The 24,562-nt window shown below is 64.8% G+C and carries 19 protein-coding genes; 7 read left to right on the forward strand and 12 right to left on the reverse strand.

All coding sequences use genetic code 11. From position 1 onward, the window contains the following. Nucleotides 1–233: 233 nt before the first annotated feature. Entirely contained in the window at nucleotides 234–1,001 is a 768-nt protein-coding gene (locus CK230_RS07355) for an SDR family oxidoreductase (protein ID WP_095816549.1), read from the forward strand. A 209-nt stretch (nucleotides 1,002–1,210) separates the two neighbouring features. Here the strand turns inward: CK230_RS07355 and CK230_RS07360 are convergent, their stop codons facing one another. From CK230_RS07360 to CK230_RS07395, 7 genes are all read right to left on the reverse strand, one after another. Further along, nucleotides 1,211–2,155, reverse strand: coding sequence for an ABC transporter permease (locus tag CK230_RS07360; protein ID WP_095816550.1), 945 nt, complete (start codon nucleotides 2,153–2,155; stop codon nucleotides 1,211–1,213). Continuing rightward, nucleotides 2,152–3,207, reverse strand: a complete 1,056-nt coding sequence (locus CK230_RS07365) for an ABC transporter permease (RefSeq protein WP_095816551.1) — start codon at nucleotides 3,205–3,207, stop codon at nucleotides 2,152–2,154. The genes CK230_RS07360 and CK230_RS07365 overlap by 4 nt, the downstream gene beginning before the upstream one ends. A 243-nt stretch (nucleotides 3,208–3,450) precedes the next feature. After that, a complete protein-coding gene (locus tag CK230_RS07375; RefSeq protein ID WP_095816553.1) occupies nucleotides 3,451–4,962 on the reverse strand; it encodes an ABC transporter ATP-binding protein in 1,512 nt (503 codons plus the stop codon). Nucleotides 4,963–5,300: 338 nt separating this feature from the next. Then, the gene (locus CK230_RS07380; RefSeq protein WP_095816554.1) at nucleotides 5,301–6,326 is read right to left on the reverse strand and encodes a BMP family protein; all 1,026 of its coding nucleotides are present in this window, start codon (nucleotides 6,324–6,326) and stop codon (nucleotides 5,301–5,303) included. Nucleotides 6,327–6,656: 330 nt separating this feature from the next. After that, nucleotides 6,657–8,720 carry a 3-hydroxyacyl-CoA dehydrogenase NAD-binding domain-containing protein gene (locus tag CK230_RS07385; protein ID WP_095816555.1) on the reverse strand — a complete coding sequence of 688 codons (2,064 nt, stop codon included), beginning with the start codon at nucleotides 8,718–8,720 and terminating at the stop codon, nucleotides 6,657–6,659. A 96-nt stretch (nucleotides 8,721–8,816) separates the two neighbouring features. Then, nucleotides 8,817–9,407, reverse strand: coding sequence for a hypothetical protein (locus CK230_RS07390; protein WP_095816556.1), 591 nt, complete (start codon nucleotides 9,405–9,407; stop codon nucleotides 8,817–8,819). A gap of 45 nt (nucleotides 9,408–9,452) precedes the next feature. After that, nucleotides 9,453–10,061: a TetR/AcrR family transcriptional regulator gene (locus CK230_RS07395; RefSeq protein WP_095816557.1), complete on the reverse strand. Its 609-nt coding sequence runs from the start codon at nucleotides 10,059–10,061 to the stop codon at nucleotides 9,453–9,455. A gap of 78 nt (nucleotides 10,062–10,139) precedes the next feature. Here CK230_RS07395 and CK230_RS07400 point away from each other — a divergent pair, with 78 nt between their 5' ends. Together CK230_RS07400 and CK230_RS07405 are read left to right on the forward strand one after the other, a co-directional pair. Then, nucleotides 10,140–11,423 (forward strand): MFS transporter, encoded by a 1,284-nt coding sequence (locus CK230_RS07400; RefSeq protein WP_095816558.1) that lies wholly within the window; start codon nucleotides 10,140–10,142, stop codon nucleotides 11,421–11,423. Nucleotides 11,424–11,687: 264 nt separating this feature from the next. Next, a complete protein-coding gene (locus CK230_RS07405; RefSeq protein ID WP_095816559.1) occupies nucleotides 11,688–13,262 on the forward strand; it encodes an alkaline phosphatase in 1,575 nt (524 codons plus the stop codon). Nucleotides 13,263–13,468: 206 nt separating this feature from the next. Here CK230_RS07405 and CK230_RS07415 read toward each other — a convergent pair whose 3' ends face one another. Further along, nucleotides 13,469–13,750 (reverse strand): hypothetical protein, encoded by a 282-nt coding sequence (locus CK230_RS07415; protein WP_176480044.1) that lies wholly within the window; start codon nucleotides 13,748–13,750, stop codon nucleotides 13,469–13,471. 202 nt (nucleotides 13,751–13,952) lie between these two features. On the opposite strand from CK230_RS07415, the gene typA reads away from it, so the two are divergent. After that, the gene (typA, locus tag CK230_RS07420; RefSeq protein WP_095816561.1) at nucleotides 13,953–15,782 is read left to right on the forward strand and encodes a translational GTPase TypA; all 1,830 of its coding nucleotides are present in this window, start codon (nucleotides 13,953–13,955) and stop codon (nucleotides 15,780–15,782) included. A gap of 53 nt (nucleotides 15,783–15,835) precedes the next feature. Here typA and CK230_RS07425 read toward each other — a convergent pair whose 3' ends face one another. Then, nucleotides 15,836–16,462, reverse strand: coding sequence for a DUF1062 domain-containing protein (locus tag CK230_RS07425; protein WP_095816562.1), 627 nt, complete (start codon nucleotides 16,460–16,462; stop codon nucleotides 15,836–15,838). After that, nucleotides 16,398–16,658 (reverse strand): hypothetical protein, encoded by a 261-nt coding sequence (locus CK230_RS33060; protein WP_176480045.1) that lies wholly within the window; start codon nucleotides 16,656–16,658, stop codon nucleotides 16,398–16,400. Before CK230_RS33060 ends, CK230_RS07425 begins: the two co-directional genes overlap by 65 nt. A gap of 491 nt (nucleotides 16,659–17,149) precedes the next feature. On the opposite strand from CK230_RS33060, the gene CK230_RS07430 reads away from it, so the two are divergent. Then, nucleotides 17,150–17,761 (forward strand): LysE family translocator, encoded by a 612-nt coding sequence (locus CK230_RS07430; protein WP_095816563.1) that lies wholly within the window; start codon nucleotides 17,150–17,152, stop codon nucleotides 17,759–17,761. A gap of 43 nt (nucleotides 17,762–17,804) precedes the next feature. On the opposite strand, the gene CK230_RS07435 is transcribed toward CK230_RS07430, so the two are convergent. Together CK230_RS07435 and CK230_RS07440 are read right to left on the reverse strand one after the other, a co-directional pair. Beyond that, complete coding sequence (locus CK230_RS07435; protein ID WP_095816958.1) at nucleotides 17,805–18,128, reverse strand: YciI family protein; 324 nt, start codon at nucleotides 18,126–18,128, stop codon at nucleotides 17,805–17,807. Nucleotides 18,129–18,276: 148 nt separating this feature from the next. Beyond that, complete coding sequence (locus CK230_RS07440) at nucleotides 18,277–18,840, reverse strand: peroxidase-related enzyme (RefSeq protein ID WP_095816564.1); 564 nt, start codon at nucleotides 18,838–18,840, stop codon at nucleotides 18,277–18,279. Nucleotides 18,841–18,966: 126 nt separating this feature from the next. Between CK230_RS07440 and CK230_RS07445 the strand changes: the two genes are divergently transcribed. Both CK230_RS07445 and CK230_RS07450 read left to right on the forward strand, forming a co-directional pair. Further along, entirely contained in the window at nucleotides 18,967–23,745 is a 4,779-nt protein-coding gene (locus CK230_RS07445; protein ID WP_095816565.1) for an NAD-glutamate dehydrogenase, read from the forward strand. Between the two features lie 73 nt (nucleotides 23,746–23,818). Next, nucleotides 23,819–24,556, forward strand: coding sequence for a class I SAM-dependent methyltransferase (locus tag CK230_RS07450; protein ID WP_095816566.1), 738 nt, complete (start codon nucleotides 23,819–23,821; stop codon nucleotides 24,554–24,556). Nucleotides 24,557–24,562: the final 6 nt, after the last annotated feature.

Here is a 24,562-nt window from a genome sequence, read left to right on the forward strand (position 1 = left end):
CGATTGCTATTTTTCAGGTATTTTTGGAAGAATGTTCTCAGAGAGGGGCGCAATCCAGGTAATTCATGCTCCTGCGGAGTGGGATATCCAGCGAGCAGGCGGAGCACGGGCTGTCCGACAAATGCCTGGAACCACGGATTTTCAGCGGCGAAACGGCCTTGTTTGAGCGCTTGGCCATTCCCCGCGCGACGCGATAGCATCAAAAAACACTCACAGAATCCAGGGAGACGAAAATGGGTGGAAGGCTGGCGGGCAAGGTCGCCATCGTTTCGGGCGGCGCGACGGGCATGGGGGGGGCGGCTTCGGAGCTGTTTGCCGCCGAAGGCGCCAAGGTGGCGATCATCGACCGCAATGGCGAGGCGGCCGGCAAGACCGCCGCGGCGATCCGCGAACGCGGCTATGTCGCCGAGCATTTCGTGGCCGACGTTTCCGACCAGGCGCAGGTCGAGGCCGCGGTGAAGGCGGCGACGGACAAGCTCGGTCCGGTCACGGTGCTGTTCAACCATGCGGGCACCATCGTGATAAAGCCGTTCCTGGAGACGACGCTGCGGGAGTGGGACTGGCTGCATGCCGTCAATGTCCGCTCGATGTTCCTGATGACCCGCGCGGTGCTGCCCAGCATGATCGCCGCGGGCGGTGGCTCGATCGTCTGCACCTCGTCAATCTCGGCGGTGGCGGCGACGCCGAACGAGGTGCTCTATGACACGACCAAGGGCGCCTGCCACATGTTCGCCCGCGCCATCGCGGTCGAGTTCCGCGACCGCAACATCCGCTGCAACGCCGTCTGCCCCGGCTTTATCCGCACACCGCACGGGCTGCGCGAAGTGGCCGATCTCGGCAAGCTCGGCGTCGACGTCTCGGACGCGGCCATGGCCGCGCAGCAGGGCCGCATCGGCGAGCCGGAGGAGGTGGCGAAGGCGGCGCTGTTTTTGGCCAGCGATGAGTCCAGCTTCGTCAACGGCGCGCATTTGTTCGTCGACAACGCGTTCACGGCGATCTGAGGCTTTTCCTCGCCCCACGAAAGTGGGGAGAGGTGGCTCGGCGAAGCCGAGACGGAGAGGGGGCGCCCTGCGTGAAGCCGGAACCGGCTGAGAATTTGGCGCAAACGCTGCGCCGAAAGAGCAACCATCCGACGGTCGGCGCAGCCCCCTCTCCCCCGGCCGCTTCGCGGCCACCTCTCCCCGCTTTGCGGGGGCGAGGAAATCCACGCCTACCGCTCCTCCTTCCTGAACGGCTTCAGCAGCGCCGAGGGCGCGACCGCGTTGCGCGACATGAAGGCCATGGCGACGATGGTGAAGATGAAGGGCAGCATCAGGAAGGCTTCGTAGGGGATGTGGCCGAGGCCGCTCGCCTGCATCCGGAGCTGCAGCGCATCGACGAAGGCAAAGAGCAGCGCCGCCCCGGCCGAGCGCAACGGATCCCAGCGGCCGAACACGACCAGCGCGATCGCCACCCAGCCGCGCCCAGAGACGACGCCGAAGGTGAAGGCGTTGAACTGCGCCATGGTGAGGAAAGCACCGGCAAGCCCCATCAGCGCGCCGCCGAGGATCACCGCCTGGAAGCGCGTGGCGATGACGCTGACGCCGGCGGAATCCGCGGCGCGCGGGTTTTCGCCGACCATGCGCACCGACAGTCCCCATGGCGTGCGGTAGAGCACGAAGGCGGCAAGCGGGACGGCAATGATGGCGAGATAGACCAGCGTGAACTGGCTGAACACGGCCGGGCCGAGCACTGGAATGTCGGCGAGCACCGGGATCGGCACCGGCTTGAAGCCGTCGATGCTCGGCGGCACCGATTGCTGGCCGAAGATCAGCCGGTAGAGGAAATAGGCGAGGCCCGAGCAGAACAAGGTCACGCCGATGCCGCAGACATGCTGGCTCAGCCCCAGCACCACGGTGAACAGCGCATGCAGCGCGCCCATCAGCGCACCGACAAGCACGGCCACCAGCACGCCCAGCCACAGGCTGCCGCTGAGGCTCGCGGTAGTGAAGCCGGCCATGGCCGACAACAGCATGATGCCTTCGATGCCGAGATTGAGCACGCCGGCGCGCTCGGAAAACATTTCGCCGAGCGTGGCGAAAGCGAGCGGCGTGGCGATGCGGATGATGGCGGCGAGGAAGCCGACCTGGAAGATCTGCTCGAGCACCGCGCTCATGTCTGCGCTCCCACGCGGCGGATGCGGTAGGCGGTGAAGAGCAGCGCCACTAGCATGGCAAGCAACGCCGTGCCCTGGATGACGTCGCTGAGGAAAGCCGGCACGCCGGTCGCGCGCGACATCGCCTCGGCGCCGGTCATGACAGCGGCCAGGAAGATCGCCGCCGGCACCACACCGAGCGGGTTGAGCCTGGCGAGCATGGCGACGACGATGCCGGAATAGCCATAGCCCGGCGAGATGTCGCTCATCACCTGGAAATGCACGCCGCCGACCTCGCCGACGCCGGCCAAGCCCGCAAGCGCGCCGGAGAGCAGGGCTGTGGAGAGCAGCACGCGCTGCACGCTGATGCCGCCATAGCGGGCGGCTTCCGGATTTTCGCCGGTGACGCGGATGCGGAAGCCGAGCGTGGTGCGCGCGATCAGGAACCAGCAAAGGGGTGCTGCGATCAGCGCCACGATGACGCCGAGATGCAGCCGCGTGCCTTCGATCAGCACCGGGAAGTTGGCGGAATCCTCGATCGGCGGCGAGATCGGGTAGCCGGAAAAGGTGTCCTTCCACGGCCCTTCGATCAGCGCCATCAGCGCGTAATAGATTACCGAGTTGAGCAGCAGCGAGCTCACCACGTCGTCGACTTTGAATTTGATGCGCAACGTCGCCGGCACCAGCGCCACGAGCGCGCCGGCGGCGGCGCCTACAATCGCCATCAACAGCATGGCGAGATAGCCCGGCATTGGGATCGCGCCGACGAAGCAGCTTGCCACCGCCCCGGCGAGCAACTGGCCTTCGGCGCCGATGTTCCAGAATTTGGCGCGGAAGGCGATCGCCACGGCGAGGCCGGTGAAGATCATCGGCGCGGCGCGCACCAGCGTCTCGGTGATGGCGTAGCTGTCGCCGAGCGAGGCCGACAGCATCACGCCATAGGCTTCGATCACGCCAGCGCCGGCCACGGCAATGAGGCCGCTGCACAACACCAGCGTGACGGCGATGGCGATGAGCGGGAGGGCCAGATTGAACCAGGCGGGCGTCGAGGTGCGGGCTTCGAGGCGAAACATCAGGCGAGGCCCTCCGCTCGCCGGATGTCGGCGCCGCCCCTCATCCGCCTGCCGGCACCTTCTCCCCGTATAGGGACGGGGAGAAGGAAGCTGGCCGCAGCCATCACACCCTTCTTGCAACGCTGGCGATTGGCGAAGTCATCGATGAGGGCGCCCCTCTCCCCGTCACTATACGGGGAGAGGATGCCGGCAGGCAGGTGAGGGGCAGCGCCGACGTTCGCAATCAGAGGCAACCTCATCGCTCTACGCCTTTCCCTCTGCGCCGGTCATCATCAGGCCGAGCCTGGCGACGGTGGCATCCGCGCTGGGAAGCGTGCGGGCGATGCGGCCCTCATACATCACCGCGATGCGGTCCGAGAGCATCAGCAATTCCTCGAGGTCCTCGCCGATGACGATGATGCCGCAACCCTTGGCCCGCATCGCCAGGAATTTCTCGTGGATGAAGCGGGCGGCGCCGATGTCGAGGCCGCGCGTCGGCTGCGAGACGATCAGCACCTTGGGATCGAAGGCGAGCTCGCGCGCCAGCAGCGCCTTCTGCAGATTGCCGCCGGAGAGCGCGCCGGCGCGCACCATGGGTCCCGGGCAGCGTATGTCATATGCCTTGATCTGCGCTTCGGCGAAGGCGCGGATCGCCGTGGGGTTGAGCAGGCCATTGCGGCTGAAGGCCTCGGTGCCGATGCGCGGCAGCACCATTGAATCGGCTAGAGGCAGGTTGGTGACCAGGCCGGTCGTCATGCGGTCTTCCGGGATGCGGCCGAGGCCAAACGCCTGCAGCTCGCGCGGCGAAAACCGCGTAACTGTTTTGCCGGCTATCGTCATGGTGCCGGCCCTGGGTTGCAGCATGCCGGAAATGACGTCGGCGAGCGCCTGCTGGCCGTTGCCGGAGACACCGGCGATGCCGAGGATCTCGCCCGCCCGGACGAAAAGCGAGACGTCGCGCAGCGGCATGCCGGCGTGACCGGAAGTGGATATACCATCCAGCGTCAGCACCGCGGCGCCGGGCGTCGAAGCCTCCCTGGTCGGCGGGACAATTTCGTGGCCGCACATCAGCTTCGCCATTTCCGCCGATGTGGTGCTTGCCGGGTGGTCGACGCGGCCGGCGACCTTGCCATGGCGCAGCACCACGCAGCGATGGGTGAGGGCCCGGACCTCATTGAGCTTGTGCGAGATGAAGATGATGCCGAGCCCTTGCGCCGCCATCGAGCGCAGGGCGGCGAACAGGCCGTCTACTTCGCTCGGCGCAAGCACTGCCGTCGGCTCGTCGAGGATCAAGAGCTTCGCGCCGCGAAATAGCGCCTTGATGATCTCCAGCCGCTGCTGCTCGCCGACCGAGAGCGCCGACACCGGCAGGTTCGGATCGAGGCTCAGTCCATACTGCCGGCTGATTTCGTCCAGGCGGGCAAGCCCGCGCGTGCGGTCGATGCGGCCGGACTTGCCGGGAATGCCGATCAGCAGGTTCTCCAGCACCGTGAGGCGCGGCGCGAGGTGAAAATGCTGGTGCACCATGCCGATGCCGGCAGCCAAAGCGTCCGCCGAATTGTGGATGGTGACCGGCCTGCCTTCGACCAGGATCTCGCCGGCGTCCGGCGCATAGGCGCCGAACAAAACGTTCATCAGCGTCGTCTTGCCGGCGCCGTTCTCGCCCAGCAGGCCGAGTATTTCGCCGGGCGCCACGCTGAGATCGACGGCCTCGTTCGCCTTGACGGCGCCGAAGATCTTGGTGATGCCGCGCATTTCGATGAGTGGGGCGGACAAGGGTGCTCCCTGGATTTGCGATCCGGCTAACCGCCTAAAGCGCGTCGCGATCTTTCAGATTCGCTCCATGCGCTTTAGGTTTTGATTTTACGCATGTCTTTATCCCGAAACCGGTTCCCACTTTCGGGAGACATGCTTTAGGGCAGCGCGAGGCCCCCCTCTCTGGCCTGCCGGCCATCTCCCCCTCAAGAGGGGAGATCAGATGTCACGCCGGCTTTCGCTAACTTTCAACGTTGAAAAGATCGAGCGCCGTCAACGGAACTGCCAATCTCCCCCCTTGAGGGGGAGATGTCCGGCAGGACAGAGAGGGGGGCCTCGCGCCGCCCCTCAAAAATGCATCAATCCGAAACCGGCGTGTTCTCGTCGACGTCGACGCGGAAATTGCCTTCGAGGATCTCGGCCTTCTTCTTCTCGACCAGATCCTTCACCTCTGCGGGCAGCGTCTTGTCGAACTTGTGGTAGGGCGCCAGATAGGAGCCGCCCTTGGCCATGCGCGAGAAGTCGCCATAGTCCTGCGCGGTGAAGACGCCGGCCTTGACCAGCTTGATCGCCTGCTCGACCGTGGGGTACATGTCCCAGACCGGGCCGGTGATGACCGTGTCGGGCCCGAGGCTCGCCTGGTCGGACATGTTGGAGATGGCGAGAATCTTCTTCTCCACCGCCGCCTCGATGACGCCGAAACGCTCGGCATAGATGACGTCGACGCCGGCATCGATCTGCGCCACGGCCGCTTCCTTGGCCTTGGGCGGATCGAAGAAGGAGCCGATGAAGGCGACCTTCTTCTTGACGTTCGGATTGACCTCCTTGGCGCCGGCGAAGAACGCGTTGACCAGCCGGTTCACTTCCGGGATGCCCATCGCCGCGACCGCGCCGACCGTGCCCGATTTCGACATCTTGCCGGCGATCATGCCGGAGAGATAGGCCGGCTCGTGGATCCAGTTGTCGAAGACGCCGAAATTGGGTTCGGCCGGGCCGGCGCCGGAGCCGAACAGCCAGGCGGTCTTCGGGAACTGCTTGGCCGTGCGGCGCGATTCGCGCTCGGCGGCGAAGGCGTCGCCCAGCACCAGCTGGTAGCCCCCTTGCGCATATTCGCGCATCACGCGGCTGAAGTCGGCGGTCTGCACCTTTTCCGACCATTTGTATTCGATGCCCAGTTCCTTCTCGGCCTTTTGCAGGGCGACATGGATCTGGTTGTCCCACGGTTCCTCGATCGGCGTGGCGAAGATCGCCGCCACCTTCAGCTTCTTGTCCTTGGCCAAGGCTGCGCCGGGCAGCACGGTGGCCGCGAGGCCGAGCGCGCCAAGTTCCAGCAGATTGCGCCGCGACAGGCCGGCGCGTTGCGTTTTGCTACGGTCGTTTTCCATTGAAGTGCCCCTCTGATTGACAGCCGTGTCGAGCCGGCCGTTCCAAAATGTCAGACACGCAGGACTATGGAACGGTGGTTGAGTTTTGTCCACATGGTCAAATTTGGTGCGTGGTTCCCGTGTGCAAGCTGAAAGCGCTGGCGGGACAGCGCCCCCCTCTGTCCTGCCGGACATCTCCCCCACGAGGGGGGAGATCAGCAGCGGGGTCGACGGCGCCCATCCTGCAACGTTGGTGATTGGCGAAAGCCGGCGCGACATCCAATCTCCCCCCTCGTGGGGGAGATGGCCGGCAGGCCAGAGGGGGGCGCGAAGGAACGCGACGTTGAGCCCTTACAGGGCCTCCCACGCCCCTGTCTCGGCAAACCTTCTCAACACCGGCGCCGGTTCAAAAATCGCCCGTCCCGTTCGCCCATGCCAATGCTCCAGCCGCTCGACGATCTTCCCCGCACCCGCAAGCCCGGCCCAGAACATCGCTCCGCCCTTGCCGGTCGGGAAGCCGTAGCCGTTGACCCAGACGACATCGATGTCTGAGGCGCGCGCGGCGATGCCTTCCTCAAGGATCTTCGCGCCTTCGTTGACCAGGGGATAAAGCGTGCGCTCGATGATCTCGTCGGTGCCGATCTTACGCCGGGCGATCCCGAGTTCCGCCGCCTTGGCGCGGATCAGCGCCTCCACATCCGGGTCGGCGATCGGCTCCCGCGCGCCGCTCTCATAGCGATACCATCCACTTCCGGTCTTCTGGCCGAAATGGCCCTGCTCGCACAGCGTATCGGCGATTACGGCCGTCTGGCCGCGCGCCTTGCGGTTGCGCCAGCCGATGTCGAGACCGGCGAGATCGCCCATCTGGAACGGACCCATCGGCCAGCCGAAATCGGTGAATGCCTTGTCGACCTGGCTCGGGATCGCACCTTCGAGCAGCAGAAACTCGTTTTCTGAACCTCGCGCGGACAGCATCCGGTTGCCGACGAAGCCGTGGCAGACGCCGACGACGACCGCGACCTTACCGATGCGCCGGGCGAGATCGGCGACCGTCGCCAGCACCTCGGGCGCGGTCTTTTCGGCGCGCACGATCTCCAGCAGCTTCATGACGTTAGCCGGCGAAAAGAAATGCATGCCGAGCACGTCCTGTGGCCGCGACGTCGAGGCGGCGATTTCGCTCACGTCGAGATAGGAGGTGTTGGTGGCGAGGATCGCGCCAGGCCTGGCGATGGCGTCAAGCTTGCCGAAGACGTCCTTCTTGACCGCCATGTCTTCGAACACGGCCTCGATGATCAAATCGCAATCGGCAAGATCGGCATAGTCGGTGCTGCCCTTGAACAGTTCGAGACGCTTCTGCGTGGCCTCCGCCGTCAACGAGCCGCGGCTGACGGAGACGGCATAGTTCTTCTCGATCATCGCCAGGCCGCGCCGCAGCGCTTCCTCGCTGGTCTCGAGCAAAGTCACCGGGAAACCGCCATTGGCGAAGGCCATGGCGATGCCGCCACCCATCGTGCCGGCGCCGATGACGCCGACGCGGGCGATTTGGCGCTTCTGTAGATCTTTGCCGGGCACCTTCGCCGCCTCGCGCTCGGCGAAGAACAGATGCCGCTGCGCGCGCGACTGATCGCCGGAAACGAGTTTCTGGAAAAGCTGCCGCTCGGCGGCAAGTGCTGCGTTGAAGGGCAAGTTGATCGCGTTGCGCACGGCTTCGGCGCAAGCAAGGGGCGCTTCCAGCCCGCGGGCTTTTTTGGCCAGATCGGTTGCCTGGGCGTCGAAGGCGGCGAGATCAGTTCCGGCAAGGCGTTCATTGCGCTCACGCACCGGCACGAACGGCCCGCCTCGATCAGCCATTTCGCGAGCGAAACGAATCGCCTCTGCCAAGAGATCACTGTCGACAACGGCGTCCAGGAGACCGGCCGCCTTCGCGTCGCCGGCCGAAATCGGGGTTCCGGAAACGATCATGGCGAGCGCCTTCGCGGCGCCAACCAAGCGTGGCAAGCGCACCGTGCCGCCGCCGCCCGGCAAGAGGCCGAGTTTTACTTCGGGCAGGCCGAGCTTGACGCCGGAGTCGGCGACGCGAAAATGGCAGCCGAGCGCTAATTCCAGCCCGCCGCCCAGCGCCGTACCATGAATGGCGGCCACGGTCGGCTTGGGAACCGTTTCCAGCAAGGCGATGATGGTGCGCAGTTCCGGCTGCTGGACCGGCTTGCCGAATTCGGTGATGTCGGCGCCGGCGACGAAGGTGCGCCCGGCGCAGGCGATGACGATGGCCCTTGCGGCGGGATCGTCGCGTAGCGCAGCAAGCGCCTCATAAAGCGGCTTACGGACATGAAAGCTCAGCGCATTGACCGGCGGGTTGTCGATGGTGACCACCGCCACGCCGTTGTCGTTCGTGACGCTGACAGAACTGGACAAGCGGAACCTCCCGAAACCTGCGACCGCGCAAGGGTTTACAAGGCCCGCCGGCCAATGGGAACCCGATCTGGTGTTGGCCCAATGGTTGGGCGGCGGTCAGTTATCCACCCGGCCGAAAGGCGGCACGTCGCCGATCACTTCGCGCTTGTCCTTGCCGCAGACGAAGGCCTTCGCTTTTTCGTCGGCGAGCTTGCGCGCCTGGTCGTTGGCCTGCGGGTTGCCGGTGGCCAAAACTAGGCCGACGGTGCAGCCCTGATGCTCTTCCGGTTGCGCGACCTTGGCGACGACTAGCACATCGGTCGATTTCTTTTCGTCCTCCGGGTTGCTGACCGTGCGGCGATGGATGGCGGCGAAGGGGATGGCGACGTCGCCATTGGTCTCGATGCGCCATTCCACTTTCGGGCCGGAGCCGTTGAAGGCGGTGAAGCTCTCCCAGACCGAAGTCATGTCGTCGGACGGAAAGCCGTAATAGACGGATTCGCGAGCATCATCGTAGCCGATAAGCACCGGGTAACCGCGATAGCCGGCGCAGACGAGGCTCGCCCAATCGCCGTCGCCTTCCGCGGCCTGGGCGTAGGTCACGCAGTCCTTCTTCGAATCCAGATCGGTGTAGGCGCTGGAGATTTCGCCGGCCTGGGCCGCCTGGCAGAAACCGGCGAGGGCAAGCGGGACCAGAAGGGCACGCATCAACGGCAACTCCGTTTCGAGTTGCCGGAAGCGTAACGCCGTCTGCTATTTCTTCAAGCTGGCTTCGATCAGGAGGTCGGCGTTGCGGGCCACCGACGCCGCCGGTCCGCCATGGCCGAACAGCTGGCCGCTGATATAGGCGCCTTCGATAAGGAGCAGCAGGCCGTCGCCCAGCGTGTCGGGATCGCTGGCGCCCATCGCGGCCGCCATGGCGCGGAGGCGTCGGCGCAATTCCTGCTTGTTGTTCTCGCTGACGATGCGCGCAGGGTGGCCGCGCTCGGGATATTCCACAGCGGCGTTGGTCATGCCGCAGCCGCGGTAATCGGGCTTCTGCGTGCGTTTGCCGACGCGGGTCAGGAAGGCGACGATCTGCGCGCGCGGATTGCCCGGATGCGCGTCGACGGCCTCGTCGAAGCGTTCCCAGAACTCCAGGTCATATTTGCGCAGATAGGAGGCGGCGAGCTCATCCTTGGAAGGGAAGCTGCGATAGAGGCTCGGTTTGGTGACGCCGGCGCGCCTGACAATCTCGTCGACGCCGATCGCCCTGATGCCTTCGCGATAAAAAAGGTCGCGCGCCACGTCCAGGATCTTGTCCGCCGCCCTTGGGGCCGGCGCCTCGCTGATCGTCGTTTCAATTTTTTTGTGCGATGGCATGCAGACGACTCGCTTGACAATGTTACTGACCGGTACGTATGTATGGTGCCATCCCATTGCAACGTACCGGTCAGTAACATGATAGCTCAATCCCGCCCGTTTGGCCAGCGCTACGCTTTCGTTGTCGTCGCCGTCATCTTTCTTTGTCTTTTGATCGCAGCAGGGCTTCGTTCAGCGCCGTCGGTCATGATGCTGCCGCTGGAAGAGAGCTTCGGCTGGCGGCGCGACATCGTCTCGCTGGCTGCCGCGATCGGCATCTTCCTCTATGGTCTGACCGGACCGTTCGCCGCGGCGTTGATGGAGCGGATCGGGCTGCGCCGCACGCTGCTTGCCGCGCTAGTGATCATGTCGGGCTCCACCGCGCTCAGCCTGCTGATGACCAAGCCGTGGCATCTGTTGATCACGTGGGGTGTGTTTTCCGGCATCGGTTCAGGCGCGGTCGCGACCGTGCTCGGCGCAACAATCGTCAACCGCTGGTTTAAAACCAATCGCGGCCTGGTGATGGGGTTGATGTCCGCCTCCAGCGCGACCGGCCTGCTGGTGTTCCTGCCGCTGCTTGCCTCGCTGGCCCAGTCGGGAGGTTGGAAGCCGGTCGCCATAGCCATCGCGATCGCCACCGCTGCTCTCGTGCCGCTGGTCTTCCTGCTGGTGCCCGAGCGTCCCGCCTCCATCGGCCAGGTGCGCTACGGCGCCGATGCCGACGATGTTCCGCCGGTGTCGCCCGCATCGCAGGGCAATTTCCTGGCGCATACGCTGAACACGCTGCGTCGCGCGGCCGGCACACGAGTGTTCTGGTACCTGTTCGCCACCTTCTTCGTCTGCGGCTTCACTACCAACGGCCTTGTCGGCACGCATCTCATCGCCTTTTGCGGTGATATGGGCATTGGCGAGGTGCAGGCCGCCGGGCTCTTGTCGATGATGGGCATTTTCGACCTGATCGGCACGACTTTGTCCGGCTGGCTCACCGACCGTTTCGACCCGCGCAAGCTGCTCGGCGTCTATTACGCCGTGCGCGGCCTGTCGCTGATCTACCTGCCTTACTCCGGCTTCTCGGCGACCAGCCTGATCATCTTCGCGGTGCTCTACGGGCTCGACTGGATCGCCACCGTGCCGCCGACGCTCAGGCTCGCCAACGAAGCCTTTGGCGATCGCAGTGGGCCGATCGTGTTCGGCTGGATCGTCGCCGGCCACCAGGTGGGCGCCGCGACGGCCGCCGCCTTCGGCGGCACGATGCGCGAGCTGCAAGGCAACTACGAGCTGGCCTTCCTGATCGCCGGCATGACGGGTATCGCGGCGGCTTGTATCTCGCTCTTGATCAATACGACCAAGCCGGCTTTCGAGCCGGAACCGCAGGCGGCTTGAGGCATGTCTTCCCCTTCTCCCCTTGTGGGAGAAGGTGGATCGGCGCTTTAGCGCCGAGACGGATGAGGGGTGTTCCAGCGGAGTGAGACGTCTGCTTTCCCTGGAACACCCCTCATCCGTCGCCTTCGGCGACACCTTCTCCCACAAGGGGAGAAGGGGAAGAGCGCCCTGTGCACTGTTATCAAAACTTCATGGTTCCGAGACACGCCTGAAACAATGAGGCGAGAGCTTGGCGGTCCCGTTCAATGCCATCCGGAGACAGCCATGAACAAGCTTTCCATCACCCGCCGCGCTTTCGTCACCTCGGCCAGCGCCTTCGGCCTTGTCGGCGCCTCCGGTCTGGCGCTGCCCTATTATTCCCGCGCCAGCCAGCGGCCGGCCTTCACCCATGGCGTCCAGTCCGGCGACGTCGACGCCACCTCCGGCATGGTGTGGACGCGTACCGACCGGCCCGCGCGCGTCATGTATGAAGTGTCGACGACCGAGAGCTTCGCCAATGCGGTGAGGCTCGCGCCGCTCGATTCCTCGCCGGACAGCGATTACACGGTGAAGCGGCTGCTCACCGACCTCGCCTCGGACCAGGACATCTTCTATCGCATGATCGCGGCCGACCTTTCCGACATCAATGCCGTCTCCGAGCCGATCGTCGGCCGCTTCCGCACCGCGCCGTTCTCGAAGCGCGACGTGCGCTTCGCCTGGTCGGGCGACACCGCCGGCCAGGGCTGGGGCATCGACGAGACCGGCATGAAGACCTATTCGACCATCGCCAAGCACACGCCGGATTTCTTCCTGCATTCGGGCGACAGGATCTATGCCGACGGCGCGCTGAAGGACGAGGTCGACCTGCCCGGCGGCGGCAAGTGGAAGAACGTCGTCATGCTCGACGGCAAGCGCAAGGTCGCCGAGACGCTGGACGAATATCGCGACCAGTGGAAATACAACATGATGGACAAGCATGTGCTTGCGCTCAGCGCCATTTGCCCGACCTTCTACCAGTGGGACGACCACGAGGTGCTGAACAACTGGTCCGACTCGAAGGACCTCAGCAAGGACGACCGCTACAAGGAAAAGTCGATCCACGTGCTGGCGGCGCGGGCCGCGCGCGCCTTCCATGAGATGACCACCATCCGCTACGAGCCGTCGGAGCCCGGCCGCGTCTACCGCAAGATCTCGCATGGTCCGCTGCTCGACGTATTCTTCCTCGACATGCGCTCCTATCGCGGGCCCAACGGCGCCAACCTGGATGAAACCCTGACGACGAAGTCGCGCATGATCGGCGAAGAGCAGTCCAAATGGCTGAAGCGGGAACTGGCGAACTCCAAGGCGACCTGGAAGGTCATCGCCGCCGACATGCCGCTCGGCCTGGTCGTCTGGGACGATGCGGCGAAGAAGGCCGGCTTCGAGGCGGTCAGCAACAACGACAAGGGCAAGCCGAAGGGGCGCGAGCTCGAATTCGCCGATGTGCTGCGCTTCATCAAGACTGCCGGCATCACCAACACGGTGTGGCTCACCGCGGACGTGCACTACACGGCGGCGCATTACTACAATCCCGACAAGGCGCAGTTCCAGGATTTCAATCCGTTCTGGGAATTCGTCTCCGGACCGATCCATGCCGGCACCTTCGGCCCCAACGACCTCGACATGACTTTCGGGCCGGAGCTGAAATTCATCAAGGCGCCGACCGCCGAGCAGGGTCAGAACCTGCCGCCGTCGGCGGGCCTGCAGTTCTTCGGCCTGGTCGATATTTCGGGTGCGACGGAGCAGCTGACGGTGCGGCTGATGGATCGCGACGACAACGAGCTTTACAAGGTGACGCTCGATCCGGTGAGATCCGCGTAAGGTCGGCGCGAGGCACCCCCCTCTGTCCTGCCGGACATCTCCCCCGCAAGGGGGGAGATTGGCTGTTTTGGCGCTGCTGCCCGTTCTTCGACGTTGGCGATTGGCGAAAGCCGACGCGACATTCGATCTCCTTGCGGGGGAGATGGCCGGCAGGCCAGAGAGGGGTGTGCCGGAACGCTACGCTTGTCGTATTGCCGCCGCGACGATCAATCCGGATAACAAGCCCGCGGAACGTTCGGCCAAACCGCAGCATCGCAGTTGGCGTCCTTCTGGCGCTGCTTGAAGGCGGCGCTGACCGGGCCGGTGACGATCGGGTCGACGCCGTCGGGGGCATCGGCGAACATCTGCTGCGCCGTTTGGGCATCGGGCGGCGAGATCGGGTCGGCTTCCCTGAGCGCGGCCGCCGACTGCGCGGCGCCCGCCGCGACGAGCACGCCAAGTGCTGCCCACGCGAAAACCGGACGCAATCTGGACATATGATCGGTCATGAACATCGAACTCCCCGGCCCCTCAAAGGTTCCGCCTTGGTTAACAGAATCATTTCACACCAAGACGTTTAAGAATCAGTGACCATTTATTTGGGGTCGGGCCTCCCCTTTCGCAATTGCGAAAAACCTTGTATGAGCCGCGCAACCGAAAAAGGCGGCGCTTCTTAAGCCTGCTGCCTGCAACGTTCCCGAGACCAGAAAAATGAACCTCCGCAATATCGCGATCATCGCGCACGTCGACCATGGCAAAACCACGCTTGTCGACCAGCTTCTGAAACAGTCCGGCGCCTTCCGCGACAACCAGCGCGTGGCCGAACGCGCCATGGATTCCAACGACCTCGAAAAAGAGCGCGGCATCACCATCCTGGCCAAGGCGACCTCGGTCGATTGGCACGGCACCCGCATCAACATCGTCGATACCCCCGGACACGCCGATTTCGGCGGCGAGGTCGAGCGCATCCTGTCGATGGTGGATTCGGCGATCGTGCTCGTCGACGCCGCCGAAGGCCCGATGCCGCAGACCAAGTTCGTCGTCGGCAAGGCGCTGAAGGTAGGCTTGCGGCCCATCGTCGTCATCAACAAGATCGACCGTCCGGACGCCCGCCATGTCGAGGTGGTCAACGAGGTGTTCGACCTGTTCGCCGCGCTCGACGCGACCGACGAGCAGCTCGACTTCCCGATCCTCTACGGCTCGGGCCGTGACGGCTGGGTGTCGGAAAACCCCGAGGGCCCGAAGGACCAGGGTCTGTCGCCGCTGTTCGACCTCGTCGTCAAGCATGTGCCGGCGCCGACCGTCCATCCCGGCCCGTTCCGCATGATCGGCACCATCCTGGAAGCCAATCCGTTCCTCGGCCGCATCATCACCGGCCGCATCGAGTCCGGCTCGCTGAAGGCCAACCAGGCGGTCAAGGTGCTGCACCATGACGGCACCCAGATCGAGACCGGCCGCGTCTCCAAGATCCTTGCTTTCCGCGGTCTCGAGCGCCAGCCGATCGACGAAGCCCAGGCGGGCGACATCGTGGCCATCGCCGGCCTGTCGAAAGGCACCGTCGCGGACACCTTCTGCGACCCGGCGGTGAGCGAGCCGCTGCATGCGCAGCCGATCGACCCGCCGACGGTCACCATGTCCTTCCTGGTCAATGACAGCCCGCTTGCCGGCACCGAGGGCGACAAGGTGACGAGCCGCGTCATCCGTGATCGCCTGCTGCGCGAAGCCGAAGGCAATGTCGCGCTGAAGATCGAGGAATCGGCGGAGAAGGATTCCTTCTTCGTCTCCGGCCGCGGCGAATTGCAGCTTGCGGTGCTGATCGAGACGATGCGCCGCGAGGGTTTCGAGCTTGCCGTGTCGCGTCCGCGTGTCGTCATGCAGAAGGGCGAGAACGGCGAATTGCTGGAGCCCGTCGAGGAAGTCGTCATCGACGTCGATGAGGAGCATGCCGGCGTCGTCGTGCAGAAGATGTCGGAGCGCAAGGCCGAAATGGTCGAGCTGCGTCCGTCCGGCGGCAATCGCCAGCGCCTCGTCTTCCACGCGCCGACGCGCGGCCTGATTGGCTACCAGTCGGAACTGTTGACCGACACGCGCGGCACCGCTGTGATGAACCGGCTGTTCTTCGCCTATGAGCCCTACAAGGGCGAGCTGCCCGGTCGCACCAATGGCGTCTTGATCTCCAACGAGCAGGGCGAGTCGGTCGCCTACGCGATGTGGAACCTGGAAGACCGCGGCCCGATGATCATCGATCCGGGCGTCAAGGTCTATCAGGGCATGATCATCGGCATCCATTCGCGCGACAACGACCTCGAAGTGAACGTGCTCAAGGGCAAGAAGCTCACCAACATCCGCGCCGCCGGCAAGGACGAGGCGGTGAAGCTGACGCCGCCGATCCGCATGACGCTGGAGCGGGCTCTCGCCTGGATCCAGGACGACGAGCTGGTCGAGGTGACGCCGAAGACCATTCGGCTGCGCAAGCTCTATCTCGACCCGAACGAGCGCAAGCGTTTCGAGAAGGCCGCCAAGGTCATGGGCGCGGCGTAAGCTTCGCCGCAAGCAGGTCACGGGGAGGGAGCATTGCTCCCTCCCTTTTCATTTCAGCCACATGGGGCACCGACGATCACGTCGCGGTCCGCCTCACCGGCAAGGTCGATGCGGATCGTCGCGCGGTCGCGTACCGGTTTGCGCCAGGCCCCGGCGCTGTCCGGATCGACTGTGAGCAATCGCCGATCTTGCCAGACCTGCAGCTTCGAACGGGAGATGCCCAGTTCGCCGGCAAGCAGGCGGTCGAGCCGCAAGGACGTCGCGGCATCGAGGCGAAGCTCGAGTGAAAGCGCGACCGCGCATTCCGGCCTGCCGTGCAGCAGCTCCTTGCCGACCGCAACGTCGGGAAATTCCTCGATCCGTCCGATCCGATTTCTCAGCGCCTTGGAATCGAAAGCAAAGCGGCGCGCAAGCGCCGGATCGTTGCTTTCGAGCGCGGCGATGAGGGACGGCTCAATATCGCGGCGGTTGCAACGCTCGAGAATGGCGCGGTTCCAGGAGTTGTCGCAATCGACGCAGCGGTAGATCAGCCATACGTCGATGCGTTTGCCATTGGCGTTGACGCGGAATTTCTCGCTGCATCTGTATGGCCTGACGCCGCCGCAGCGATTGCAGTTAATGAGAGGTCGAGGCGCGATTGCAGGCGCGATCGTCCAGCGGACAGACAAGGTCGAAGACATGCCGGTAGGCCCTTCCCGTCGGGAAGTCCGTCAGGCCGGCAATGTCCGAGATGCCCTTCATGGGCACGGCGTGGCGAAGACTGTATGTTCGGAAGTCAGGCGTCGGCGTGATTGACGCGCGACGGCGGCTCAGCAATGCCAAACCGGTCTCGAACCGCCGCCTGAAGAACACATGAAAATGGAGCAGGCGGCGCATTGGTCGCGCCTGCGGTGCATTCAGGGAGTTGGCGAGACCGGCGGTTACTGAGGCAAAGTGATGCTCGAAAATGATGTCGGGACGGGCCTTCTAGCTGTGGGGCGGTGGCGGAGCAAGGGGCAATCGCCGAGGTCGGCGCCGCCCCTCATTGCCCTGCCTGTCCAGCCGATAGATGGGTAACACTTTGAACCGGATACATGGGTTACAGTTTTCCTGTCCGCCGCAGGGCCGTCTGGTCGGGGTTGGACGGGGCTGCGGCGGACCAGTTTCTTGTGTCGGCCGTCGATGAAGCCGAGCGGATGGGCATAGAAGGAGAGCGTCCTTCGCCCCGTTTACGGCCGTTTACGGGGAGAAGGTGCCCGAAGGGCGGATGAGGGACAGCGCCGGGGTTGGCAGTTATTGGCGCCTTGATCAACGATCGCGCCTTGCTGGGCGTGCCAAATCTAATCCGATCGGCTATCTTTTCTTTTCTATCTTGTAGGAAACTCCCCATGCATCTCGCCTCGCTGCTAATCTTCGCCGCCGCTTTGTTCGTTGCCGCCGGTTCGCCCGGGCCGTCGATCGCGGCGCTCGTGGCACGGGTGATCTCGAAGGGGTTCCGCGACGTCTTCCCCTTCCTGCTGGCGATGTGGATCGGCGAGGCCATCTGGCTGTCGCTGGCGGTGTTCGGACTCGCCGTCGTGGCGCAGACCTTCCACTATGCCTTCGTCGTCGTGAAGTGGATTGGCGTCGCCTACCTTGCTTATCTGGCGTTCAAGATGTGGACGGCGCCGGTCGAGGCCAGGGAAGGCGAGATGCCGCGCGAGGATTCGGCCCTGAAACTGTTCTTTGCCGGCATGGCGGTGACATTAGGCAACCCGAAGATCATGATGTTCTATCTGGCGTTGCTGCCGACCATCATCGATCTTGCGTCGGTCAGCGTCGTCGGCTGGGTCGAGCTGACGCTGACTATGGCGATCGTCCTGGTGGTCATCGACCTTGCCTGGGTGCTGGCCGCGTCGCAGGCGCGCCGGCTCCTGAAGAGCAAACGCGCCATGAAGATCGCCAACCGCGTCAGCGCCACGACGATGGCGGGCGCCGCGGCGGCAATCGCCGCGCGATAGAAGGCGTTGATGTTTAGGCGAGGCGGCCCGTTGGCAGCCGGCCTCACATCATCTCGATGATCGGCGCGATCTCGACGCTGAAGGCCGGGTCCATCAGGATCGGGCACTCCTTCGCCTTGGCGACCGCATCGTCGATGTCCCTGGCTTCGACGATGGTGTAGCCGGCTGTCGGATTGCTGCCGCCATTGTTCTCGACCTTGCCGCTCGGCAGCACCGTCTTCGACACGCCGACCGGATTGCCGCCATCGACCACGGCCGAGCCGAGCTTGTCGTACCACCCGGTCCAGGCATCCATCGCCGCTTTGCGTTCGGCCTCGTCGGTCGGCATCTTGCCGGAGCCGTGATAGACATAGAGAAATTTTGCCATGTTCTCCTCCCTTGTCGGCGGCGTCGAACCGGCATGCGGCCACGCCGCAATCCTGGATATGCAGCTGCGCTGCAATCGTTGATCATCGGACCAAATGGCGGGATGGGCAACGAAAAATTCGGTATTGCTAATATAATGCCAGCGGCCGCTATCGCGCCATGGCGTGGTATTCGGGGTTCGGCCGCATGTCGACCGCGGCGGCCACGCGGTTAGACATGTTGAAGAAGGCGGCGGTCGAGGCGATGTCCCAGATGTCGCGGTCCGAAAAGCCGGCCTGGCGCAAGGCGGCGCGGTCGGCTTCCACGATCCTGGCCGGCTCTTCCGTCAGCTTGACGGCGAATTCCAGCATGGCGCGCTGGCGGCCCGACAGCTCGGCGGCGTGGAAGTTCATCACCATCATCTCGCCCAGCGCCGGCTCGCCCGAAAGCTGACGCACCGCCGCGCCATGCGCGGTCAGGCAATAATAGCAATGGTTGATCGAGGAGACGGCGACCGCGATCATCTCGCGCTCCAGCTTCGACAGGCCCGAATCGCCCAGCATCAGATCGTTGTACATGTCGGTGAAGGCGCGCAGCTTCTTCTCGTCGAAGGCGTAGGCGCGCAGCACGTTGGGCACGAGACCGAGCTTCTCTTCGCACTTGGCGAAATAGGCTTTCGTCGCCTCGCTGAGCTCCGCCTGGACGAGGTCAAGCGCGGTTATTTTGCCGGTCATCTGGTGTCTCCTCGCAGCACGATGGCGTTGGTTCGAATTTTTTAAAGCGTCGTCAAACCTTTGTCGCCAAACAGCGCTCATCTGGCTACCATAGCCGTAAAAGCATAAGACGGGAGGAATAGCGTCATGGCCAGCGTGAAATCCAAGCCGAAGAAGAAAGCGGCAGCCGCGGTGAAAGCGGAGGAGAAGCCCGCAAGGCTTGCCGACTATCTGCTTGCGCGGGCACCCGCCGAGGATATCGCGGCCTATGACGCGGCCGACCTGGAACGCGCCGGAGCGCTCGCCGCCCAAGCGGTGGCCAGGCACCGGAAGGGCGAAAGCGTCGTCGCCGTCGAGGCCGATTCGGGCGTTGCCTGCGACGGCCGGCCGGTCACGGTCATCACCGTCGTCAACGACAACATGCCGTTCCTGTTCGATTCCATCCTTGGCGAGATCACCGAGACGAGCGGCGAGCCGACGCTGGTCACCCATCCGATCGTTACCGTACGCCACGGCAAGAACGGCGTGGCCGAGGTGCTTGGCGATGGCGGCAAGGAGGATGACGAGCACGACCGGCTGAGCGTCGTCCACGTCCACATTCCAAGGCTGACCGCCGAGGAGGCAAAGGGCCTTACCGAGCGGATGCGCAAGATGCTCTCCCAGGTCCGGGCCGCGGTTGTCGACTGGAAGCGGATGCTCGCCCGCCTCGACCAGGCGATTTCCGAGTTCCGCTATTCCGCGGTGCCGCTCGACAAGAAGAGCGTTGCCGAGGCGATCGCCTTCCTCGAATGGCTGCGAGACGACAATTTCACCTTCCTCGGCATGCGCGAGTTCAAATATGTCGGCGGCGAGGAGAGCGGCACGCTGGAGCGCGCCGACAAGCCGGGCCTCGGCATCCTGTCGGATCCCGATGTGCTGGTGTTGCGGCGCGGCACCGAGGCGGTGACCACGACGCCAGAGATCCGCGCCTTCCTGCACGGACCGGAGCCGTTGATCGTCACCAAGGCGAACGCCAAGTCGCTGGTGCACCGCCGCATCTATCTCGACTATGTCGGCATCAAGACCTACACGCCAAAAGGCGCGCTCGCGGGCGAACTGCGCATCGTCGGCCTTTTCACCTCGACCGCCTACACGCGCTCGGTGATGAAGATCCCGTATCTGCGCTCAAAGGCCGAAACGATCATTGCCAAGTCCGGTTTCAATCCGAACGACCATTCGGGCAAGGCGCTGATCAACGTGCTGGAGAGCTATCCGCGCGACGAGTTGTTCCAGGTTCCGGTGCCGGTCCTCAGAAAGCATGCCAATGCCATTCTCGGCCTGGTCGAGCGGCCGCGGATCAGGGCGCTGGTGCGCGTCGACCAGTTCGATCGTTTCGTTTCGATCCTCGTCTTCGTGCCGCGCGACCGCTATGACAGCGTCGTGCGCGAGAAGATCGGCGCCTATCTCAAGACCGTGTTCGAGGGCCGGCTGTCGGCCTATTACCCGGCCTTCCCGGAAGGCGGGCTGGCGCGCGTGCATTTCATCATCGGCCGCTCCGGCGGCAAAACGCCGAAGGTCGAGCAGTCGACGATCGAAGCCGCGATCCGCGACATCGTGCGCACCTGGGAAGACGCGCTCTCCGAAGCCGCGGAAGCGGCCGGCAGCGATCCGGCGCTGAAAGCGATCGCGGCCCGATTCCCCGAAAGCTATCGCGACACTTTCTCCGCAGCCGTGGCGCTGGCCGATGCCGGGCGCATCGCCAAGATCAGCGCCGACAATCCGATCGCCATCGACTATTACCGCCATGCCGGGCAGAAGCCGAACCAGGCGGCGCTGAAGATCTACCACCATGGCAGACCGGTGGCGCTGTCGCGGCGCGTGCCGGTGCTGGAGAATATCGGCTTCCGCGTCATCAGCGAGCGCACCTTCGAGGTTGGCGACGACCCGGCGAGCAAGGTCTTCATCCATGACATGGAGCTGGAGAACAGTTACGGCGCACGAATAGATCTTACCGATGGCGGCGCGCTGTTCGAGGACGCCTTCCTCTCGGTCTGGCGCGGCGACGTCGACAATGATGGCTATAACGGCCTGGCGCAGACGGCCGGCCTGTGGTCGGGCGAGATCACCATCCTGCGCGCCTATGGCCGCTATCTGCAGCAGGCCGGCATCCCGCAGAGCCAGGATTTCATCGCCGCGGCGCTCAACCGCTATCCGGAGATCGCGCGCGGCCTGCATCAACTGTTCGTCGCCCGGCTCGGGCCGATGGCGGAAGGCGACGGCGCGGTCGCGGCCAAGCACCTCAAGGCCAAGATCAAGGATGCGCTGGAGGAGGTGCCCAATATCGACGACGACACCATCATCCGCCGCTATCTCAACCTCATCGAGGCCTCGCTGCGCACCAACCATTTCGTAGCCGATACGAAAGCGAAGGGGCAGTCGCTGGCAATCAAGCTCGACTCGCAGGCGGTCGAGGGCCTGCCGGCGCCGCGGCCATGGCGCGAGATCTTCGTCTACGGCTCCGAGGTCGAGGGTGTGCATCTGCGCTTCGGCCCGGTGGCGCGCGGCGGCCTGCGCTGGTCGGACCGCGCCCAGGATTACCGCACCGAGGTGCTGGGTCTGGTGAAGGCGCAGCAGGTCAAGAACGCGGTCATCGTGCCGGTCGGCGCCAAGGGCGGCTTCTTCCCGAAGCGCCTGCCGGCCGGCGGCGGCCGCGACGCGATCTTCGAGGCCGGCACCTCGGCCTACAAGAACTTCGTCTCCAGCCTCCTTTCGATCACCGACAATATCGGCGTCGACGGTGTCATCCCGCCGGCCGGCGTGGTGCGGCGCGATCCTGACGATCCCTATTTCGTCGTCGCCGCCGACAAGGGCACGGCGACCTTCTCCGACACCGCCAACGCGATTTCCGAGAAGCACCACTTCTGGCTGGACGATGCCTTCGCCAGCGGCGGCTCGGCCGGATATGACCACAAGAAGATGGGCATCACGGCCAAGGGCGCCTGGGAAGCGGTGAAGCGGCATTTCCGCCAGATCAACCGCGACATCCAGACCTCGCCCTTCAGCGTCGTCGGCGTCGGCGACATGTCGGGCGACGTGTTCGGCAACGGCATGCTGTTGTCGCCGGCCACCAGGCTGATCGCCGCCTTCGATCACCGCGATATCTTCATCGATCCCGATCCGGACATGGCGGCCTCGATGGCCGAGCGCCAGCGCATGTTCGCGCTGCCGCGCTCGTCCTGGCAGGACTATGACAAGTCGAAGCTGTCGGAAGGGGGCGTCATCGTCTCGCGCAACCAGAAATCGATCACGCTGCCGCAGGCGGCCGCCGTCGCGATCGGGCTCGCCAAGACCACGGCGACGCCGGTCGAGATCATGAACGCCATTCTCAAGGCCCCGGTCGACCTTCTGTGGTTCGGCGGCATCGGCACCTATGTGCGGGCTTCCGGCGAAAGCAATCAGGATGTCGGCGACCGCGCCAACGACGCCATCCGCGTCACCGCGCTCGATGTGCGTGCCAAGGTGATCGGCGAGGGCGCCAATCTCGGCGTCACGCAGCGGGCGCGCATCGAGTTCGGCCTGAATGGCGGCCGCTGCAACTCCGACGCCATCGACAATTCGGGCGGCGTCAACTGCTCCGACGTCGAGGTCAATATCAAGATCGCGCTGGCTTCCGCGATGCGCAAAGGCTCGCTGACGCGGCCGGCGCGCAACAAGCTGCTCGCCGAGATGACCGACGAGGTGAGCGCGCTGGTGCTCTCCAACAACTACCAGCAGACGCTGGCGCTGTCGCTCGCGCGCAAGCGGGGCCTGGCCGACATCGCGCACCAGGCCCGCTTCATGACGGCGCTGGAGGCGCGCGGCCTGCTCGACCGCGCCGTCGAGACGTTGCCTTCGCCGGCGGCGCTTGCCGAGCGCGAGGCGCGCGGCGAGCCGCTGACCAGGGCCGAGCTCGGCGTGCTGCTCGCCTATGCCAAGATCGTGCTGTTCTCCGACATCGTCGCCAGCGACGTGCCGGACGATCCGCATTTCGACCGCGACCTGATGGGCTATTTCCCGGAGCGCATGGCCAAGAAATTCGCCGGCGAGATCCGTGACCACAGGCTGCGGCGCGAGATTATCGCGCGCGTCGTCGCCAACGATCTCGTCAATCGCGGTGGACCATCCTTCGTCAACCGGCTGCAGGAGGCCACCGGGCGGCCGGCGGCCGATGTCGTGCGCACCTTCGCCGTGGTCCGCGACGGCTTTGCGCTGCCCGCGCTCTATCGCGAGATCGACGCGCTCGACAACCAGATCGACGGACAGACCCAGCTGGATCTCTATCAGGCCGTCAGCCGGCTCATCTTTGTGACCAGCGGCTGGTACCTGAAGAACGAAGCCGGCTCCGCGCCGCTCGGCCAGCGCATCGTCGAGCTGCAGGAGGCCCGCAAGGCGCTGGAATCGAAGCTGGTGTCGCTGCTGCCGGCGTTCTCGCGCGAGCGGATCGAGGAGCGGCGGCACGGCCTGTTCAAGGGTGGCGCGCCGGAGAAGCTCGCCGGGCAGCTCGCTTTGGCCGAGGTGGCCGAGCTGATCCCCGACATCGCGCTCACCGCCCGCACCGCCAATGCCGACATCGTCGCCGCGGCCAAGGCCTTCTTCGCCGTCAGCGACGCTTTCCGCATCCCGCGCGTCGAGGAAGCTGCGCGCTCGATCATGCCGCCGGACTATTACGACCAGCTGGCGCTGTCGCGCGCGACCGACACGATCGGCGTGGCGCGGCGCGGCATCGCGGTGGCGGCTCTGACCGCGCACGGCACGGCGGCGGATCCGGTCGCGGCGTGGCTGGAGGCCGGCGGCGAGCGCGTCGCCCGCATCCGCGAGCGGCTTCAGGCGCTGACCGAGGGCGGCGACATCACCGTGTCGCGGCTGTCGGTGGCGTCCGGCCTGACGACCGACCTGACGGGGATGTGAGCTGCTGGAAGAAGAGCATTCGGGGCGACCAGCGCCCGCCGGCCGACCCATTGGAGGGACGGACGATCCGGCATTGGCTGAGGACATCTATGACGCACAGTTCGTCAAAGGTGTCTTCGACCGCTGCTCCGGGCGCTACATCACCTTCAGCCTGATCTGCTCGTTCGGCTTTACCGAGCGCTGGCGCCGGCAATGTGTCGAGCGGATGCCTGCGCCGCAGACGGCGCAGCCAACCGGCTACGACCTGATGGCAGGGACCGGCGAGGGCTGGCCGCATCTGCTCAAGCGCTTTCCCGATATCTGCGCCATCACCGCAGTCGACATCTCATCAGGCATGCACCGGCGCGCCATGCAACGTCTGCATGCCCATCGTGCCCACAAGATCGCCTTCATCGAGGACGACGTGCTGGCCAGCGACTTGCCCGATGCCAGCGCCGACTTCGTCGTCTCGACCTTCGGCCTGAAGACGTTCAATCGCGAGCAGCACGCCAGACTGGCCAAGCTGGTCGCAAGATGCCTCAAGCCGGGTGGCGTTTTCTGCATGATCGAGGCATCCGACCCGAAGGGCTGGTGGCTGCGGCCGCTTTATCTGTTCCATCTGAAAGTCATGTTGCCGTTGGTTGAAAGGATATTTCTCAGAGGCGCGCGGGATTTTGCGATGATCGGCACCTATTCCACCAATTTCGGCGATGCCTCGCATGTGGCCGAAATGCTGAGGGGCGAAGGGCTGGAAGTGGAGTTCAAACGCTTCTTCTTCGGCTGCGCGACGGCCGTCGCAGGCCGCAAGCCGAGCCTATTTGCGCCGTCATGAAAAACA

The organism is Mesorhizobium sp. WSM3859, assembly GCF_002295065.1.
Taxonomy (GTDB): domain Bacteria; phylum Pseudomonadota; class Alphaproteobacteria; order Rhizobiales; family Rhizobiaceae; genus Mesorhizobium.

Coding starts and splice junctions, on each gene's coding strand:
- CK230_RS07430 (WP_095816563.1), top strand. CDS start 17,150: ATGCATCTCGCCTCGCTGCTAATCTTCGCCGCCGCTTTGTTCGTTGCC.
- CK230_RS07415 (WP_176480044.1), bottom strand. CDS start 13,750: ATGACCGATCATATGTCCAGATTGCGTCCGGTTTTCGCGTGGGCAGCA.
- CK230_RS07390 (WP_095816556.1), bottom strand. CDS start 9,407: ATGCGTGCCCTTCTGGTCCCGCTTGCCCTCGCCGGTTTCTGCCAGGCG.
- CK230_RS33060 (WP_176480045.1), bottom strand. CDS start 16,658: ATGCGCCGCCTGCTCCATTTTCATGTGTTCTTCAGGCGGCGGTTCGAG.
- CK230_RS07365 (WP_095816551.1), bottom strand. CDS start 3,207: ATGTTTCGCCTCGAAGCCCGCACCTCGACGCCCGCCTGGTTCAATCTG.
- CK230_RS07355 (WP_095816549.1), top strand. CDS start 234: ATGGGTGGAAGGCTGGCGGGCAAGGTCGCCATCGTTTCGGGCGGCGCG.
- typA (WP_095816561.1), top strand. CDS start 13,953: ATGAACCTCCGCAATATCGCGATCATCGCGCACGTCGACCATGGCAAA.
- CK230_RS07425 (WP_095816562.1), bottom strand. CDS start 16,462: ATGTCTTCGACCTTGTCTGTCCGCTGGACGATCGCGCCTGCAATCGCG.
- CK230_RS07405 (WP_095816559.1), top strand. CDS start 11,688: ATGAACAAGCTTTCCATCACCCGCCGCGCTTTCGTCACCTCGGCCAGC.
- CK230_RS07360 (WP_095816550.1), bottom strand. CDS start 2,155: ATGAGCGCGGTGCTCGAGCAGATCTTCCAGGTCGGCTTCCTCGCCGCC.
- CK230_RS07380 (WP_095816554.1), bottom strand. CDS start 6,326: ATGGAAAACGACCGTAGCAAAACGCAACGCGCCGGCCTGTCGCGGCGC.
- CK230_RS07395 (WP_095816557.1), bottom strand. CDS start 10,061: ATGCCATCGCACAAAAAAATTGAAACGACGATCAGCGAGGCGCCGGCC.
- CK230_RS07445 (WP_095816565.1), top strand. CDS start 18,967: ATGGCCAGCGTGAAATCCAAGCCGAAGAAGAAAGCGGCAGCCGCGGTG.
- CK230_RS07435 (WP_095816958.1), bottom strand. CDS start 18,128: ATGGCAAAATTTCTCTATGTCTATCACGGCTCCGGCAAGATGCCGACC.
- CK230_RS07400 (WP_095816558.1), top strand. CDS start 10,140: ATGATAGCTCAATCCCGCCCGTTTGGCCAGCGCTACGCTTTCGTTGTC.
- CK230_RS07440 (WP_095816564.1), bottom strand. CDS start 18,840: ATGACCGGCAAAATAACCGCGCTTGACCTCGTCCAGGCGGAGCTCAGC.